Genomic DNA, 15604 nt, shown 5'->3' with positions numbered 1-15604 from the left:
TCGGCCAGGTCCAGCGAGGCCCAACCCTCGGTGCGGCCCCACAGGTCCGGCTTCTTCGCCGGATCGTGCCGGCGGGCCAGCGCCAGCATGGCGTGGTCCATGTCCGCGGTGTAGCGCGCCAGGCCCGCGTCCGTGAGGTCGGAGACCGTCGGCGGGTCGCCGCGGCGGGCTTCTTCCCGGCTGGTCATGCAGCCGAGCAGCGCCACGGCCGCGATGGCCGAGGCGAACACGCCGCGCACGCCGATATGAAGCCTCGGGCTGGCCACTCTCGCTCCGCTTCGATGCCGGGACGCCCCCGACGGACGCAACCCCTTACCACAGGTCGTAGGGCGAAAGGTGGACATCGCCCCCTCCCACCGCAAGGCCTTGCACCGCTGCACGTTTGGCCGCCGCGAACTGTACGGTTGCGCTGGGGACCCGGCCACCGCATGGTCGGTGGCCGCAAACCGGAGAGTAGAGCCCGAGGCATGGCGCCGACGACATGGCCCCTGCGGCTGGTTCCAAAGGGCGCCCCGCGGTGGTGGCAGTCGCTGCTGATCACCGCCGCGGCGATGCTGATCGCGCTCGCGGTGCGGGACCTCGCACTCGGCCGTCACGGCGGGTTCGGGATCGCCACCACCTATCCAGCGCTGATGCTGATCGCGCTTTACGCCGGCCCTCGCTGGGGTTGGCTGGCGCTGGGCGCCGAGCTCGCCCTGATGCTGGTCTCGCCGCCGCCGATTCGGGACGGGCTGGTCCGCAACCTCGCCATCCTGCTGGCGATCTCGGGCTCGTTCACGGTCCTCGTCGCGACGGCGCTGCGCGAGGCGCTGATGCGGCTGGCCGAAGCCAACCAGCGCCAGGCGTCCATCCAGGCGGCGCTGGACCGCAGCGAGGCGCGCCTGCAGCTGGCGCAGGAGGCCGGCGGAGTCGGCCTGTGGGACTGGGACCTCGTCGCCGGCGAGGGGTACTGGTCGCCGACCACCTACCGCAACCTCGGGGTTCCGCGCAGCGCCGAGCCGACCTTCGAGCGGCTGCTGGAAACCACCCACCCGGACGATCGGGCCAGGGTCACAGAGATCATCCGCCGGGGGCGCGAAGACGGGGTGTTCGAGCCATTCACCTACCGGGTTGTCTGGCCGGACGGCTCGGTGCGTTGGGTGCTCTCACGCGGCGAACTGATCATGGACCAGGCAGGGCGCCCCATCCGGGCGGTCGGCGTCAACATGGACGTCACCGATCGGCAGGCCGCCTACGAGCAGGTACGCCAGAGCGAGGCGCGGTTCCGCGCCCTGGCCGACAGCGCGCCGGTGCTGATGTGGGTGACCCGCAAGGGCGGGCAGCGGGAGTTCGCCAACAAGGCTTACGTGGAATTTCTCGGCGAGAGCTATGACGCGGCGCTCAGCTTCGACTGGCGCAAGCGGCTCCACCCGGACGACTTGGACAGGATCCTGGCCGAGCAGGTGGCGGGCGAAGCTTCCCGCCAGCAGTTCACCCTGGAGGCGCGCTACCGGCGCGCGGACGGAGAGTACCGCTGGATCCGCTCCGTCTCGCAGCCGAGGTACGCCCCCTCCGGCGAGTTCGAGGGATTCATCGGCATCGGCTTCGACGTGACCGACGCCAAGCAGGCCGAGGCGGACCTGAAGCGGATCAACGAGCTGCTCGCCGACCGGGTGCAGGCCGCGCTGGCCGAGCGCGACCAGGCCGAGGCGGCCCTGCGGCGGGCCCAGAAGCTGGAGGCGGTCGGCCAGCTGACCGGCGGGGTGGCCCACGACTTCAACAACCTGCTGACGGTGATCATCGGGGCCCTGGACCTGATCCAGCGCCATCCGGCCGACGCGGCGCGTCGCGACCGCATGCTGGAGGCGGCCCTCGGCGCCGCCCGGCGCGGGGAGCGGCTGACCAACCAGCTGCTGTCCTTCGCCCGCCGTCAGGCGCTGAAACCGCAGCTCATGTGCATCGACGATCTGCTGGCCGAGAGCGAGCCGCTGCTGCGCCGCGCCGTCGGCGAGGCGGTCAGCCTGACGGTCGAGCCGAACGCGCCGGGCGCCGTCGCCCTGATCGACCCCTCTCAGTTCGAAGCGGCGCTTATGAACTTGGCGGTGAACGCCCGGGACGCGGTGACCGGCGGCGGCGCCATCCGCATCGAGACCCACCCCTGCAGCCTGGACCGCGGCCAGGTGGAGGAGGTGGACGCCGGCGACTACGTCTGCGTGGTGGTGCACGACACCGGCGTCGGGATGGCGCCGGAGGTGCTGGGCCGGGTCTTCGAGCCCTTCTTCACCACCAAGGAGGTGGGCAAGGGCACGGGACTTGGCCTGTCGCAGGTCTATGGCTTCGCGCGGCAGAGCGGCGGCGGGGTGGCCATCGAGAGCGCCGTGGGCAAGGGCAGCTCGGTGCGCCTCTACCTGCCCAGGTCCAGCCAGGCCGCCGCGGGCGGGGAGGAAGTGACCCTGGACAAGGACCGCAGTGAGGGCCCGCACCTGCGTGTCTTGCTGGTGGAGGACGATCTGGAAGTCGGTGACCTCGTGACCGCAATGCTCGAGGAGCTCGGCCACCAGGTGATCCGCGCCAGCGAGGTCGAGGCCGGGCTGCAGGTGCTGCGCGAGGGGGCGGCCGTGGATCTGCTGCTCACCGACCTGGTCATGCCGGGCGGCCGCAGCGGCGTCGACCTCGCGCAGGAGGCGACCCGGATGCGCCCCGGCCTGCCGGTGATCCTGAGCTCCGGCTACACCGGCGAAGTGCTCGGTCCCGCCGAGCGCGCGCCCTGGCCGCTGCTGCGCAAGCCCTACTCGGCCGAGGCGCTTGCCCGGATGATCGACCAGGCGCTGGAGCGGCCCGCGCAGCCCGCCTGACCGCGGTTCGCCGAATTCGGCCGAAGGCCCCTTGGCACCGCGGTCCTCCCGGTCTATATGTCCCTTACCGGTTATGCTCGATTTGAGCATATCAGACGCCGACGGGACCCAGGTCAGGGAGCCCCCGAGGCGTTTTCTTAGGCCGGAGAAATGCTCAAATTGAGCATAAGGAGGGACGCGACATGGCCGACGGTACTCAGTTCGCCTTCACCCCCGAGGTCGAGGCCGCGACCCACACCCTTTGGAACAAGGTCCAGAAGCACGTCACCCCTATGGAGTGGCGCTTCCAAGCCCCGCTGATCGCCGAGATCAACCGGCTGAAGCGGGAGAAGAACGCGGTCATCCTGGCTCACAATTACATGACGCCGGAGATCTTCCACGGCGTCGGCGACTACGTGGGCGACAGCCTGGGCCTGGCCAAGGAAGCGGCCAAGTCGGACGCGGCGGTGATCATCCAGGCCGGCGTGCACTTCATGGCCGAGACCTCCAAGATCCTCGCGCCCGAGAAGAAGGTGCTGATCCCCGACCTGCTGGCCGGCTGCTCCCTCGCCTCCTCGATCACCGGCGCCGACGTGCGCCTGATCAAGCAGCGCTATCCGGGCCTGCCGGTGGTCACCTACGTCAACACCACCGCCGACGTGAAGGCCGAGACCGACGTCTGCTGCACCAGCGCCAATGCGGTGCAGGTGGTCGAGCACGTGGCCCGCGAATGGGGCGTCGACCGGGTGATCCTGATCCCCGACGAGTTCCTGGCCCGCAACGTGGCCCGGCAGACCCATATCGGCATCATCGCCTGGCAGGGCCGCTGCGAGGTCCACGAGCGGTTCACCGCGGCGGACATCCTGGAGCTGCGCGAGGCCTATCCGGGCGCCGAGATCCTGGCCCATCCGGAATGCCCGGCCGAGGTGCTGGAAGTCTCCGACTTCGCCGGCTCGACGGCGGCGATGAACGACTACGTCATCCAGCGCAAGCCGAAGCAGGTGGTGCTGATCACCGAGTGCTCGATGGCCGACAACGTCGCCTGCGACGCGCCGGAGACCGAGTTCGTGCGGCCTTGTAACCTGTGCCCGCACATGAAGCGCATCAGCCTGCAGAACATCTACGAGGCGCTGCTGCACGACCGCTACGAGGTCACCGTCGATCCCGCGATCGCCGACCGCGCCAGGTTGGCCGTGCAGCGGATGGTCGACCTGCCCCCGCCCGCGATCCCGGCCCGCTACGACCTCGTGAAGGCCCGCCACCACGTCGACGTGGAGCTGATCTGATGGAGCGCATCGCGCACGACGGCGTGCTGGTCGTCGGCGCAGGGCTCGCGGGCCTCTCCGCAGCCCTGGCCGCCGCGCCGCGCAAGGCGCTGGTCCTGACCGGCGCGCCGATCAACCACGGCTGCTCGTCCGCCTGGGCTCAGGGCGGCGTCGCCGCCGCCCTGTCGCAGGATGACGCCGCCGAGCTGCACGCCAAGGACACCGTCGACGCCGGCGCCGGTCTGGTGGACCGGGCCATGGCCCGGCTGCTGGCCGAGCAAGGCGCCGAGGCGGTCCGCCTGCTGGCGGAGCTGGGCGCGCCGTTCGACCGCACGGCGGACGGCGGCTTCGCCCAAAGCCTGGAAGCGGCCCACAGCCGCGCGCGCGTCGCCCGGGTGAAGGGCGACCAGGCCGGCCGGGCGATCATGGAGGCGATCAGCACGGCCGCCCTCGCGGCCCGGCACGTGACGGTCCGTCCGGGCTTCAAGCTGCGCGGCCTCATTCAGGACGCGCAGGGCCGCGTGCGCGGCGTGATCGCCCAGCACAGCGGCAAGCTCGTCGAGATCACCGCCTCGGCGGTGGTGCTGGCGACCGGCGGGATCGGCGGCCTCTACGGCGTGACCACCACCCCCGCCGAGCTGCGCGGCGAAGGCCTCGGACTGGCGGCCCTGGCCGGCGCCGTGATCGGCGATCCAGAGTTCGTGCAGTTCCACCCCACGGCCATCGACATCGGCCGCGACCCCGCTCCTCTGGCCACCGAGGCCCTGCGCGGCGAAGGCGCCAAGCTGATCAATGCGGCCGGCGAGGCCTTCATGGCGCGCTACCATCCCGACGCCGAGCTCGCTCCGCGCGACGTGGTGGCCCGCGCGATCCACGCCGAGCTCCAGGCCGGCCGCGGCGCTTTCCTGGACGCGCGCGAGGCGGTAGGCGACCACTTCCCGCATGAGTTCCCGGCCGTCTTCGCCGCCTGCCTGTCAGGCGGAATCGACCCGCGCACGCAGCCGATCCCGGTCGCGCCGGCCTGCCACTACCACATGGGCGGGATCGTCACCGACGCGCACGGCCGCACGACGTTGAACGGTCTCTACGCCGCGGGCGAGGCCGCCTCCACCGGCGTGCACGGGGCCAACCGCCTGGCCTCCAACTCGCTGCTGGAAGCGGCCGTGTTCGGCCGCCGGGCCGGCGAAGCCGCCCGCGAGGAGACCGCGCCCGAGGGACGGCCGCTGAAGACGGCGCCGGCGCCCGAACTTCCTCACGCGGCGCTGCAGGGCCTGCGCCTAGCGATGAGCCGCGATGCGGGCGTGATCCGCGAGGCGGCCGGCCTCACCCGCCTGCTGGGCGAGGTGGACGCGTTGGAAGCCCGCTACGGACGGGCGCCGGAGCTCGTCGCGGCCCGCCTGGTCGGCGCCTGCGCCCTGGAGCGCCAGGAAAGCCGCGGCGGCCACTTCCGGGCCGACTTCCCGGAGCTGGCGCCCGCCAAGCGCACCTTCGTGACCCTGTCGGACATCCCGGCCAGCGCCGCCCTGCGCTTCGCCGCCGAATGATCGAACCGCTTCCCGACCTCTTGGTCGAGCCGGTGGTCCGCGCCGCCCTCGCCGAGGACCTCGGCCGGGCCGGCGACATCACCGCTCAGGCCTGCGTGCCGGCGGACGCCGTGCTGGCGGCGACCTTCGGCGTGCGCAAGGCCGGCGTGCTGTCCGGCCTGGACTGCGCCCGCCTGGCTATCCTGGCGCTGGATCCGCACGCCACCTTCGCGGCCACGGCCGCTGACGGCGAGCGGGTCGAGCCCGGCGCGGTGGTCGCCAAGGTGGAGGCCAACGCCCGCGCCCTGCTCGCCGCCGAGCGGACGGCGCTGAACCTGATGGGCCGGATGAGCGGCATCGCCTCGCTCACCCGCCTCTACGTGGACGCGGTCGCCGGCACGCGCGCCCAGATCGTCGACACCCGCAAGACGACGCCGGGCCTGCGGCATCTGGAGAAGTACGCCGTTCGCTGCGGCGGCGGGGTGAACCACCGCTTCGGCCTCGACGACGCCATCCTCATCAAGGACAACCACATCGCCGCCTGCGGTTCGGTGGGTGAAGCCGTCCGTCGGGCGCGCGCCTTCGCCGGCCACCTGGTGAAGGTGGAGGTGGAGGTCGACACCCTCGAGCAGCTCGACGAGGCCCTGAAGCACGGTCCCGACGTGGTGATGCTCGATAACTTCACCCCCGACCAGCTCCGCGAGGCCGTCGCCCGCACCGCCGGCCGCGCCGTGCTGGAAGCCTCCGGCGGCGTCAACCTCGACACCGTCCGGGCCATCGCCGGGACCGGGGTCGACATCATCAGCGTCGGCGCCCTCACCCACTCCGCGCCCGTGCTGGACATCGGGCTCGACGCCTAGGCCCGAAGATGCTCCCGGCTAGGGGGAAGCCGTCCCGAAGGGACTGAGGGGGTTCAAGGACTAAGAGTCGGTGCGTGCGCGCCCCCTCCACCGCTTGGCGGTCCCCCTCTGCTGCGGGGGAGGATATTAGCCCGGAACATCCCCTGCGCGCCCGTGTTCCCCTAGTCCACACGGAGGAGCACCTCATGTCCAAAGCGCCCCCCATCCCGCCGGATCAGCGCTCTCACCCGGGCGAGAAGCCTCACATCGAGGGCGACACCCAAGGCCGCCGCGACGAGGTCACCGACCTGCAGTCCAGCCAGCCGGGTGACGACGACGTCAACCTGAAGGAACAGGGCCGGCACGGGAACATCAACCAGAACACCCATCACCAGGGCTACCAGCAGGACCGCTGACATGCCGCACAAGCATCCCAATACCGACCGCTGGGGCGGCCCGGGCGCGAGCCACGAGGACCGCAACGAGGAGCGGCCAGATCCGCGCACCAAGCCCGGTCCCGACGAGCCGACGAACATCCAATTCAGCCATGTCTCGGGTGGAGGCGGCGAGCGCGACAGCCGCCACAGCCACGACCCGCAGCTGAAGAGCGACTTCGAGCAGAACTCCGAGCAGCGCCGCACGCCCAACTCCGACCGCGGCAACGCCGGCCCGATGCCGACTCCCGAGACCCGGGACCGGACGGAGCACTAAACTTGCTTCCTCCGCCGCTTTGCGGTGGAGGAAGTCAGACCGTCTCCAGCCGCCGCGCCGCCTCGAGCGCCGCGGCGCGGCGGTCGGGCATCAGGCCTTCGAAGACGCGAGCGATGCGCACGCGGGTCTCCGGCGTCGCGGTCTCGGGCCGGCCGGAGTCGAACGGCGGCGCGGGGGCGTACTCCAGGGTCAGCTGGATGGCCCGCGCGGTCTCCTCGCCGGCCAGTTCAGCGGCCAGGACCAGGGCGAAGTCGATCCCGGCGGTCACGCCGCCGCCGGTGATGATGTTCCCGTCGCGCGCCACCCGGCTCTCGTCGACGATGGCGCCGAAGGGCTCCAAGAGCTCGCGCCAGGCCCAATGGCAGGCGGCGCGCTTGCCGCGCAGCCGACCAGTGGCGGCCAGGATCAGCGACCCCGTGCAGACGCTGGTCAGATACTTCGCGCCCGCCGCGAGGCGGTTCACCTGCGCCATATAGGGCTCGTCCAGCATGGCCTCGGTCGCGCCGAGGCCGCCAGGCACGCAGAGCACATCGGCGTGCTCCACCTTGGCGAGGTCGGCCAGGCCGCCGAAGGTCAGGCCGTCGGCGTCGATGTCCTTAGCCCCGACCGAGGCGACGACGACCTGCACCCCCGGCAGCCGGCAGAGCACCTGGTGCGGTCCGGTGAAGTCGAGATGGGTGACGCCCGGATAGAGCGGGATGACGATCTGGGTGCTCTCAGCCATGGGGAGACTCCTTCTCAGGCGCAGGCGGGCTTGGCGGACCGCACACGCGTGGTGGACGGCGGGCGGGCAATCAGCAGGTGGGCCGGTCGGATCGGCCGCGGCGCGAAGTTTCCGCCGCAGTTGGGGCAGACGCCGCCGAGCCGGGTCTCCACGCAGTCGGCGCAGAAGGTGCATTCGAAGGTGCAAATCCGCGCGTCGGAGCTGTCCGGCGAAAGGTCGCGGTCGCAGCACTCGCAGTTGGGACGCAGCTCGAGCATGGGCGGCTCTCCATTTGACGTCGCCATCCTGCTCGGCCTAGCTTGCGTCCGAAATGACAATCTTCCCTCGTTTATAGCCATGCCCCGCCACATCGCCGTGCTGATCTTCCCCGAGTTCCAGCTGCTGGATGCGGCCGGGCCGATCGGCGCTTTCGAGGTGGCTCATCGGCTGGCGGGCGGGGCCTATGACATCGTGGTCACCGCGCTGGATCCTGGGCTGGTGGCCAGCTCCTCGGGCGCCTCCATGCAGGCGCAGCCGATGCCTGACGGCCCGCTCGACACCCTGCTGGTGGCCGGCGGCAACGGCACGCGCGAGCTGGTCCATTGCCAGCGGACGCGGGCGCTGATCCAGGCGCGAGCGCCGGGGGCGCGGCGGGTGGCTAGCGTCTGCTCAGGGGCCTTCCTGCTGGCCGAGGCGGGACTGCTGGACGGGCGGCGGGCGACCACCCATTGGCATCGCTGCCCCGACTTCGCCCGGCGCTACCCGCAGGTGCGGCTGGAGCCGGACCGGATCTTTGTGCGCGACGGGGGCGTGTGGACCTCGGCCGGCATCACGGCGGGCATCGACCTGGCGCTTGCGCTGATCGAGGAAGACCTGGGCGCCGAGATCGCTCGGCAGACGGCCCAGCAGCTGGTCGTCTACCACAGGCGGCCCGGCGGCCAGTCGCAGTTCTCGGCGCTGGTGGAGATGGGCGGGGCGAGCGGCCGCTTCGCCCGCCTGCTGGCCTGGATGCGGGACAACCTCGCCCGCCGGCTGACGGTGGAGGCGATGGCGGAAGCCGCCGCCATGAGCCCGCGCCACTTCGCCCGGGCGTTCCAGGCGGAGACCGGCCTGACGCCGGCCAAGGCGCTGGAGCGCCTTCGCCTGGAGGTCGCCCGCGAGCGGGTGGAGGCCTCGGCCGAGCCGATCGAGCAGGTCGCCGCCGCCGCCGGCTTCGGCGATCCCGAACGCATGCGCCGGGCCTTCCTGCGCGCCTTCGGCCAGCCGCCTCAGGCTCTGCGCCGGGCGGCGCGGGTGTGAGGCGCCTTTCCTCTCCCGTTCACGGGAGAGGAAGGAAGCAGTCCTTACGACGCCGTCGCGCTGGCCGTGTCCGACGCAGGCTTGGCGGCGGCGTCGGCGGGGGTGATCTGCGGCGGGGCGGCCTCGGCGGGCTTGGCGGCCTCGACCTGCGGCGCCGCGCCCTCCGGCAGCGGGGCGGAGGTCAGCTTGACGTCCGCGCTGGCGGCCTGGGCGGCGGCGTCCTGCGACGGATCAAGCCGGGCGTAGACCGTCTCCGTCTCCTCCGCTTGCGGCTTCGCGTAGGAGCCGCCGCGGCCGAGCCGGTAGAAGACGTGCAGGCCCACCTGGGCGACGCGCGACAGCTGCGGCCCCCACTTGGGCCGCACATGGGTGGTGTGGAAATGGGTCGCCGAGCCCACCTCGGCCATGACGACGCCCGAGAGGGCGCGGCTGGCGATCTGGCGGGCCTCGCGCCAGGCGGCGCTTTCCTTGCGGGCCTTCATGGCGCCGTTGCAGGCGAAGCTGAACTGGCAGCCCTTGCTCCGGCTGGCGCCCTGGAAGACCACCGCGCAGACCGACTTCGGGAAGGCCGGGTGGCGCACGCGGTTCAGCACCACCTGGGCGACCGCCGCCTGGCCGCGCGAGCCTTCGCCGCGGGCCTCGAAGTAGACCGCCTGAGTCAGGCACTCCAGCTCACTGGCGCCGGCCCCGTGGAACGGCTTGGCGGGCGCGACCTTGCGCGCCTCGGCGGCGATCGGCGGCGGCTGGGGCGCCGGGGCCGCCGGCAGATTGACCGAAACCTTTTCGGCCCCGCCGGCGCTATGGGTGAGGTTGACGCCCGGAGGAGGCAGCGGACCGCGCAGCGACAGCTGCTCGACCCCAGAGACGGCGGGACGCGTTTCCACGTCGCCGATCAGGCCGCCGGCCAAGAAGGCGGCGCCCAGGCAGGCGCCGACGCCGGAGCCGACCAATGCGGCGCTGAGAAACGCACGTCCATCGACGCGCGCCTTAATCAAAGAAAGCAAAACTATTATCCCGTGCGGCGAGGGCCAATGCGCCCCCCAACTCTCGTGCCGACGGAGGCCCCTGCACTTGCTGGCGGCGTCCATCGACGGGCCCCGCCCCGATCAAATCCAGGGACGAGTATCGTCGCAGTAGAGCCTTGCTTATGCGCAAGGACTTACAATTTCGCAACCGAAAAGATCAACGCAGGGTTAACAGGCTGCACCGCTATGCCTGCCACACTCTGGTCTAAATACCTCGGGAACCTTGGCTTTTCGGAGCCGTTATCGGCCCGCAGTCAACGGAGACCCACTATGCGCACCCCCCTCGTCCTCCTCGCAGCGGGGCTGGCTCTGACCCTCGCCGCCTGCGGCCATAACACCGAGCAGAGGGCCGCCACCGGCGCCGTCGCAGGCGCGGTCGTCGGCGGGCCGGTGGGCGCCGCTGCGGGCGCGGCCGCCGGCACCGCCATTAGCAAGTCTCAAGGCGAATAACCGCCGACCGAACAAGCCTAAGGCCGCGTTAGTCCTTTCGGATCATGCGGCCTTAGGCATGTCCCCTGTATGGCGCTCCTGGGAGCTGCTGTTCGGGGGATGTCGCGGTGCGGCACATCATGTTGGCCGTCGTGGTGCTGGCCGTCGTCATCTTCATGGCGGCGAGCGCCGGCGCCTGAGCGCAACCCGGCCTAGGGCGCGAAGCTGGAGCGGATTTTCACGCCCCAGTGGCCGTCCTCCAGCGTCACCACGTACACGCTGTCGAAGCCGCCGATCACCGTGCCATCCCTGCGGTAGCGCGTGAAGCGGGTGTCGATGTGCACTTTGTCAGCGCCGGCGTGGATCACCGCCCGCCGCTCCCAGGCCGAGTGGTCCCAGTCGGCCAGCGGGCCGCGATCGAACATCTCCGGCTGGTGATAGCCGGGCTCGATGATCACCAGCCTGCCCGAGGCCAGCCTGACGCTGGGGAAGTTGAAGGTCGCCTCGAAGGCCTTCACGTCGCGCGCGTTGAAGGCCCGCATGAACTCGTCGAGGCAAGCCATGGCCGCGGCGACGGACTGGTGGTTCTCGGTCATGCCTCCAGTTAAGCCCGGCTGCGGCGCCCGTGCTATAGCTCTCGCAAGGGAGGCGTACATGATCCGAGCACTTGCAGGCCTGGCGCTCGCCGCCGCACTGCTGGCCGCGCCGGCCGCCGCCGAGCCGGTGTTCCAGGATCGCTATGCGGACAACGCGGGCGTGAAGATCCACTACACGGCGGCCGGCGAGGGGCCGCTGGTCGTGTTGATCCACGGGTTCGGGGACACCTGGCACACCTGGCGCCCGCTGATGGACGAGCTGGACGAGGGCTACCGCGTCGCCGCCATGGACCTGCGCGGCTGGAACCTGTCGGACAAGCCGAAGGGCGTGGACGCCTACACCTACCCGCACCTTATCGCCGACGTGGCGGCGGTGATCCGGGCCGAGGGCCGCCAGAGCGCGATCGTCGTCGGGCACGACTGGGGCGGCGGCATCGCCTGGCGGGTCGCCACGGAGCGGCCGGAACTGGTGCAGCGGCTGGTGGTGCTCTCGACGCCGCATCCAGCCGGCCTGAGCCGCGAGCTCGCCACCAACCCGCAGCAGCAGCGCAACGCCGAGTACGCGCGCAACTTCATGAAGCCGGGCTCCGAGGCCGCCCTGTCGGCCGAAGGCATGGCGGACTGGGTCAAAGACCCGGCCCAGAAGGCTCGCTACGTCGAAGCCTACAAGCGCTCCGACTTCGCCGCGATGATGAACCTGTACCGGGCCAACTACCCCAAGGACGAGGCGGCCGCGGCGGAGGCCAACGTCCGCGCCCAGGCCATGCCGAAGGTCAAGGCGCCGACGCTGATCGTCCACGGCGTAAACGACACCAGCCTGATGGCCGCCGGCCACAACAGCGCCTGGACCTTCGTCGAGGCCGACACCACCCTGGTGATGGTCCCCGGCGCCGGCCACTTCGTGCAGGCCGACGCGCCGGAGCTGGTGAACCGGACGATCAAGGATTGGCTAGCGGCGCGGCCGGTGGAGTGAGCCCTTCCTCTCGTTCATGAGGGAAAGAAACGCTCACCGAGGGTTATGCCGGGCCACGAACTGCGCGTAGCTCTCGACGTAGAGCTGCGGGATGAAGCCGGCCATCATCGCCGTCAGGTGGCCCTTGCCCGGCAGGACGACATTGGTGAAGTCCTTCAGCTCGCGCGCCAGGCGGTGGGTGCGCGCATTGGGGCGGTCGTATTCGCCGTTGATGGCCATCACCGGGAAGTCGATCTTCGTCAGGTCGACGCCGAGCAGCTGGGCCTGGAAGCGGCCGGCCATCTCCTCCATGGCCTTGGCGCCCTTCTCGCCGACCACCTTGGCGACGCTCTCGCGCATCTTCTCGAAGTGGTTGCCGACCTCCTCGCCCTTGGCGGCCCGGCGGGCCTGGACGAGGGCCTCGGCCTTGGCCTGGTCAGGGTCCTGGCCCTCCACGTCGGGCGGGACCTTGTCCTTCCAGGCGGCCGTCTCGGACACCCCGGAGCCCTGGAAACAGGCGGTGATGAACCGCTCGGGCGCGCGGGCCAGCATCTGCAGCATCACCCCGCCGCCCATCGAGTAGCCGGCCACGTGGGCCCTCTCGATGCCCATCTGGTCCATGAACTCGAGCACGTCGTGGGCCATGTGCAGGTGGCCGTGGCGGCTGCCTTCGGACAGGCCGTGGCCGCGCATGTCGAGGGCGTAGACCTTATTGGTCTCAGACAGCCTCGGCGCGATGCCGTTGGAGAACCAGTTGCCGATGGCGCTGCCCCGGGCGCCGTGGATCAGGATCACCGGCACGCCCTCGCCCGCATGGACGTAGTGCAGCCGCGTCCCGTCCCGGACCGTGAAATACCCTTCCGGCCAACGCACCGGCGCCGTATCGGCCATCTCGAAATCTCTCAACAAGGTTGTGCGGCCAAGCGGTGGATTCGGCGTCGCCGCCCGACTATAAGCCGCCCCCGCCCCCGGGACAGCCGTGTCCCCATCGCCGACTCGCTTCACACTCCATTAACCAAGCTCCAACAAGGCTTGTGTCTGGGACGAAGGAACGCCGCCATGCTGGTTCTGATCGTCGAAGATGACCCCATCATCGGATGCGCCTCGGCGGCCGAGCTCGAGGATGCGGGCCACGAGGTGATGGGGCCGGCCATCTCCGCCGCGGAGGCCGATGACATCGTCGCCCGGCGTCGGCCGGACCTGGCCCTGATCGACATCAACCTCGAATATGCGGGCGCGGGCGTCGCGCTGGCCTGGCGCATGAAGGCGATGGGGATCGCCTGCATCTTCGTCAGCGGCCAAGCGCTGGAGGCGCGGCGAAACTGCGAGGCGGCGCTCGGCATGCTGCACAAGCCGTTCGACCTGTCGGTGCTCTGCAAGACCATACCCATCGCCGACGCGCTGAAGAACGGCCGTGAGCCGGCTCGTCCCCTCCCCCCCGGTCTGGAGCTGTTCGCGGCCTAGCGGACGGTGAGCGGCGGGGCGCCAGCGATCTCGTTGGCCAGCTGGCCCACCGCCACGCCCCAGGCCTGCACCGCGGCCTGATCGTAGCGGTTGACGGCGTCGCCGACCGACCCAAGCGGCATCAGGTTCCGGAAGGCGAGGAAGCTCGGCCCGTCCCGCCCGAACGGCGCGATCAGGTCGCCGCCCCCAGCCCGCTGCTCGGCGAGGGTCCACGCCCGTCCGTCGGCGCGGCGGACCGCAGAGAGCGGCCGCCAGGGGCTGCGCGCCATCCGCAGCTGCATCGGGTCCGAGCCGTCGAGCGGCGGGGCGATCACCTCCACGGCCCAGGGCAGGCCCGTCTCCCAACCCGGCAGGGCGCCGAGCAGGCAGGCGAAGATGTCCTCATCGCCGTCCCAGATGTCGATGCGTCCGTCCCCGTCGCCGTCCGCGCCCCAGCGCAGATAGGTGTCGGGATACCAGGCGAGCTGGCCCATGCGCCCGTCGCCGAACGCCCGCGCCTTGACCCGGTCGACCTTGCCCAGGGCGAGCAGGGTCACGGCCTCGTAGATGTCGAACTCGCCGAAGCCGCGGCCCAGCCCATGCGCCTCCGCATTGGCGATCGCCTCGACCAGGTCGAAGCGCGGCCGGCGGCGGCCGAAGTCGGTCTCGGCGCCCCAGATCGCCAGCAGCACCTCAACTGGGACCTTAGGCGTGCCGGCCCAGCCGATCTGGCGGTAGCGCCGGCGGCCTTCGGCGACGCGCTCAGGCGTCACGACTTCGCGCAGCAGTGCGATGGGAGCGCGACGGCGCTGCGCCTGCCAGGCCTGCGCCTCGACCAGCGCCGCCGGATTGGCGGCCACGCTCTGGAAAGCCCGCAGCAGATAGGGCCGCCAGCCCGCGCCGCCCTCCTCGAACACCCGGGCGATCCAGGCGTCGAGCACGGGATCGCCGGTCGGCATGAGCGGCGGGTCCTCGCCAGCCAGGTAGGCTGCGGCCTCGGGCGGCGGCGGCGGGACCGGCGGCGGCGGGGTCGAGGGCGGCGCGATGGTGGGCGTGGTGGTCTGCCCCGCCAGGGTCGGCGGCAGCGGCGCGGGCGAGGCGCAGCCGGCGAGCAACGCGCCCGCGCCGGTCAACACAAGGCGGCGGTTCAGCAGGGGATCTCTCATGCAACGCTGGTGACACGCCGCGCCTGACCGCCCGCTGAACGGCGTTCTATGGGGCCCCAGTGGGATTGCGCGGGTCGAGCGGCAGCCCCTGGGCCTGACGGTGCTTCAGGAGCCGCAGCCAGCCGTGCAGGCCCTCGCAGTCGAGGCCGTGCATCATCAGGCGGTATCCGGCCTGCAGGGTGGAGAGGGGCACCAGGGGGTGGCCGTTCTTCATGAAGGCCAGGTGGTAGTCGCTGCCCAGGATCTTGGCGATGTAGATGGCCACGACCTCGTCCAGCTGCAGCGAGCCGGCGGCGCGCACGAAGTCGCTCCTCGGCAGGCACAGGGCGTAGAGCGGCGTGTAGACCTCGATCGCCGTCTGTACGTCGACGAAGTTGAGCGGCCCCTTCGGCAGCGGGGCGAGCTCGAACGGCGCATCGGAGATCATCGAGAAGTCGGGCGTCTCCACCGGCTCCAGGTCGCGGCCCTGGGCGCGCAGGGAGGCGTTCAGCTGGATGATGAAGTTGAACACGTTGAGGTCGTGCTGGAGGAAGACGTTGTCCTCCAGGTCTTTCAGCGTGCGGGGCCGCAGCGGCACAGTCTCCACCTGCACCGGCCCGGCGTTGGCCTTGATGAAGGCCAGGAGCTCGGTGCCGACGTGGAAGTGGCGCAGGATCAGGGTGTTGGCCTCCGGCGTGCAGAAGGTGCGCAGACCCCAGTGGATGAGCCGGTGCAGGAAGCCGTTGAGGTTCGGGTGGTGCGGGCTGATCCCCCGCGCGATCTTCACCAGCAGGAAGAAGGCGAACACCGCCGGCCGAACGATGTTGAACATCCACCGCCGCGACCAGGAGCGGTTGCCCA

Annotated in this window: 17 protein-coding genes and 1 pseudogene; 10 read left to right on the top strand and 8 right to left on the bottom strand. The window is 71.0% G+C overall.

All coding sequences use genetic code 11. From position 1 onward, the window contains the following. A pseudogene (locus VHK87_RS13175) lies at positions 1 to 266 on the bottom strand (hypothetical protein); the annotation flags it as partial. Positions 267 to 467: 201 nt separating this feature from the next. On the opposite strand from VHK87_RS13175, the gene VHK87_RS13170 reads away from it, so the two are divergent. From VHK87_RS13170 to VHK87_RS13145, 6 genes are all read left to right on the top strand, one after another. Beyond that, complete coding sequence (locus VHK87_RS13170) at positions 468 to 2834, top strand: hybrid sensor histidine kinase/response regulator (protein ID WP_329635355.1); 2367 nt, start codon at positions 468 to 470, stop codon at positions 2832 to 2834. Positions 2835 to 3016: 182 nt separating this feature from the next. After that, a complete protein-coding gene (gene nadA / locus VHK87_RS13165; protein WP_329635354.1) occupies positions 3017 to 4099 on the top strand; it encodes a quinolinate synthase NadA in 1083 nt (360 codons plus the stop codon). Continuing rightward, positions 4099 to 5622: an L-aspartate oxidase gene (locus tag VHK87_RS13160; RefSeq protein ID WP_329635353.1), complete on the top strand. Its 1524-nt coding sequence runs from the start codon at positions 4099 to 4101 to the stop codon at positions 5620 to 5622. The genes nadA and VHK87_RS13160 overlap by 1 nt, the downstream gene beginning before the upstream one ends. Further along, entirely contained in the window at positions 5619 to 6461 is an 843-nt protein-coding gene (gene nadC / locus VHK87_RS13155; RefSeq protein WP_329635352.1) for a carboxylating nicotinate-nucleotide diphosphorylase, read from the top strand. The genes VHK87_RS13160 and nadC overlap by 4 nt, the downstream gene beginning before the upstream one ends. 185 nt (positions 6462 to 6646) lie before the next feature. Beyond that, complete coding sequence (locus VHK87_RS13150) at positions 6647 to 6856, top strand: hypothetical protein (RefSeq protein ID WP_329635351.1); 210 nt, start codon at positions 6647 to 6649, stop codon at positions 6854 to 6856. Between the two features lies 1 nt (position 6857). Beyond that, a complete protein-coding gene (locus VHK87_RS13145) occupies positions 6858 to 7151 on the top strand; it encodes a hypothetical protein (RefSeq protein ID WP_329635350.1) in 294 nt (97 codons plus the stop codon). 34 nt (positions 7152 to 7185) lie between these two features. On the opposite strand, the gene VHK87_RS13140 is transcribed toward VHK87_RS13145, so the two are convergent. Both VHK87_RS13140 and VHK87_RS13135 read right to left on the bottom strand, forming a co-directional pair. Beyond that, on the bottom strand, positions 7186 to 7875 hold the full coding sequence (locus VHK87_RS13140) for a DJ-1/PfpI family protein (RefSeq protein ID WP_329635349.1): 690 nt from the start codon (positions 7873 to 7875) through the stop codon (positions 7186 to 7188). Positions 7876 to 7889: 14 nt separating this feature from the next. Next, entirely contained in the window at positions 7890 to 8132 is a 243-nt protein-coding gene (locus tag VHK87_RS13135) for a DUF1272 domain-containing protein (protein ID WP_329635348.1), read from the bottom strand. A gap of 79 nt (positions 8133 to 8211) precedes the next feature. Between VHK87_RS13135 and VHK87_RS13130 the strand changes: the two genes are divergently transcribed. After that, positions 8212 to 9153 carry a GlxA family transcriptional regulator gene (locus VHK87_RS13130; protein WP_329635347.1) on the top strand — a complete coding sequence of 314 codons (942 nt, stop codon included), beginning with the start codon at positions 8212 to 8214 and terminating at the stop codon, positions 9151 to 9153. A gap of 44 nt (positions 9154 to 9197) precedes the next feature. On the opposite strand, the gene VHK87_RS13125 is transcribed toward VHK87_RS13130, so the two are convergent. Next, positions 9198 to 10157, bottom strand: a complete 960-nt coding sequence (locus VHK87_RS13125) for a cell wall hydrolase (protein ID WP_329635346.1) — start codon at positions 10155 to 10157, stop codon at positions 9198 to 9200. 291 nt (positions 10158 to 10448) lie between these two features. On the opposite strand from VHK87_RS13125, the gene VHK87_RS13120 reads away from it, so the two are divergent. Continuing rightward, positions 10449 to 10628, top strand: coding sequence for a hypothetical protein (locus tag VHK87_RS13120; RefSeq protein WP_329635345.1), 180 nt, complete (start codon positions 10449 to 10451; stop codon positions 10626 to 10628). Positions 10629 to 10819: 191 nt separating this feature from the next. Here the strand turns inward: VHK87_RS13120 and VHK87_RS13115 are convergent, their stop codons facing one another. Continuing rightward, complete coding sequence (locus VHK87_RS13115) at positions 10820 to 11203, bottom strand: hypothetical protein (RefSeq protein WP_329635344.1); 384 nt, start codon at positions 11201 to 11203, stop codon at positions 10820 to 10822. Positions 11204 to 11261: 58 nt separating this feature from the next. On the opposite strand from VHK87_RS13115, the gene VHK87_RS13110 reads away from it, so the two are divergent. Further along, the gene (locus tag VHK87_RS13110) at positions 11262 to 12176 is read left to right on the top strand and encodes an alpha/beta hydrolase (RefSeq protein ID WP_329635343.1); all 915 of its coding nucleotides are present in this window, start codon (positions 11262 to 11264) and stop codon (positions 12174 to 12176) included. Between the two features lie 33 nt (positions 12177 to 12209). Here the strand turns inward: VHK87_RS13110 and VHK87_RS13105 are convergent, their stop codons facing one another. Then, entirely contained in the window at positions 12210 to 13046 is an 837-nt protein-coding gene (locus VHK87_RS13105) for an alpha/beta hydrolase (protein WP_329635342.1), read from the bottom strand. A 168-nt stretch (positions 13047 to 13214) separates the two neighbouring features. Between VHK87_RS13105 and VHK87_RS13100 the strand changes: the two genes are divergently transcribed. Then, positions 13215 to 13619 (top strand): response regulator, encoded by a 405-nt coding sequence (locus VHK87_RS13100; protein ID WP_329635341.1) that lies wholly within the window; start codon positions 13215 to 13217, stop codon positions 13617 to 13619. Here the strand turns inward: VHK87_RS13100 and VHK87_RS13095 are convergent. Continuing rightward, positions 13616 to 14764, bottom strand: a complete 1149-nt coding sequence (locus VHK87_RS13095; RefSeq protein WP_329635340.1) for a lytic murein transglycosylase — start codon at positions 14762 to 14764, stop codon at positions 13616 to 13618. The genes VHK87_RS13100 and VHK87_RS13095 overlap by 4 nt on opposite strands. 46 nt (positions 14765 to 14810) lie before the next feature. Further along, positions 14811 to 15604 (bottom strand): DUF6999 family protein (locus VHK87_RS13090; protein WP_329635339.1); only part of this gene is annotated, 794 nt, incomplete at its 5' end.

The organism is Phenylobacterium sp. (genome assembly GCF_036263695.1).
In the GTDB taxonomy this organism is placed as follows: domain Bacteria; phylum Pseudomonadota; class Alphaproteobacteria; order Caulobacterales; family Caulobacteraceae; genus Phenylobacterium.
Note: the sequence above shows the minus strand (reverse complement) of the source record. Positions and strands in the feature narration are given on the sequence as shown.

Bases quoted from the DNA above. Each gene is read 5' to 3' on its own strand.
- VHK87_RS13170 (WP_329635355.1), top strand. From the start codon at position 468: ATGGCGCCGACGACATGGCCCCTGCGGCTGGTTCCAAAGGGCGCCCCG.
- nadA (WP_329635354.1), top strand. From the start codon at position 3,017: ATGGCCGACGGTACTCAGTTCGCCTTCACCCCCGAGGTCGAGGCCGCG.
- VHK87_RS13160 (WP_329635353.1), top strand. From the start codon at position 4,099: ATGGAGCGCATCGCGCACGACGGCGTGCTGGTCGTCGGCGCAGGGCTC.
- nadC (WP_329635352.1), top strand. From the start codon at position 5,619: ATGATCGAACCGCTTCCCGACCTCTTGGTCGAGCCGGTGGTCCGCGCC.
- VHK87_RS13150 (WP_329635351.1), top strand. From the start codon at position 6,647: ATGTCCAAAGCGCCCCCCATCCCGCCGGATCAGCGCTCTCACCCGGGC.
- VHK87_RS13145 (WP_329635350.1), top strand. From the start codon at position 6,858: ATGCCGCACAAGCATCCCAATACCGACCGCTGGGGCGGCCCGGGCGCG.
- VHK87_RS13140 (WP_329635349.1), bottom strand. From the start codon at position 7,875: ATGGCTGAGAGCACCCAGATCGTCATCCCGCTCTATCCGGGCGTCACC.
- VHK87_RS13135 (WP_329635348.1), bottom strand. From the start codon at position 8,132: ATGCTCGAGCTGCGTCCCAACTGCGAGTGCTGCGACCGCGACCTTTCG.
- VHK87_RS13130 (WP_329635347.1), top strand. From the start codon at position 8,212: ATGCCCCGCCACATCGCCGTGCTGATCTTCCCCGAGTTCCAGCTGCTG.
- VHK87_RS13120 (WP_329635345.1), top strand. From the start codon at position 10,449: ATGCGCACCCCCCTCGTCCTCCTCGCAGCGGGGCTGGCTCTGACCCTC.
- VHK87_RS13115 (WP_329635344.1), bottom strand. From the start codon at position 11,203: ATGACCGAGAACCACCAGTCCGTCGCCGCGGCCATGGCTTGCCTCGAC.
- VHK87_RS13110 (WP_329635343.1), top strand. From the start codon at position 11,262: ATGATCCGAGCACTTGCAGGCCTGGCGCTCGCCGCCGCACTGCTGGCC.
- VHK87_RS13105 (WP_329635342.1), bottom strand. From the start codon at position 13,046: ATGGCCGATACGGCGCCGGTGCGTTGGCCGGAAGGGTATTTCACGGTC.
- VHK87_RS13100 (WP_329635341.1), top strand. From the start codon at position 13,215: ATGCTGGTTCTGATCGTCGAAGATGACCCCATCATCGGATGCGCCTCG.
- VHK87_RS13095 (WP_329635340.1), bottom strand. From the start codon at position 14,764: ATGAGAGATCCCCTGCTGAACCGCCGCCTTGTGTTGACCGGCGCGGGC.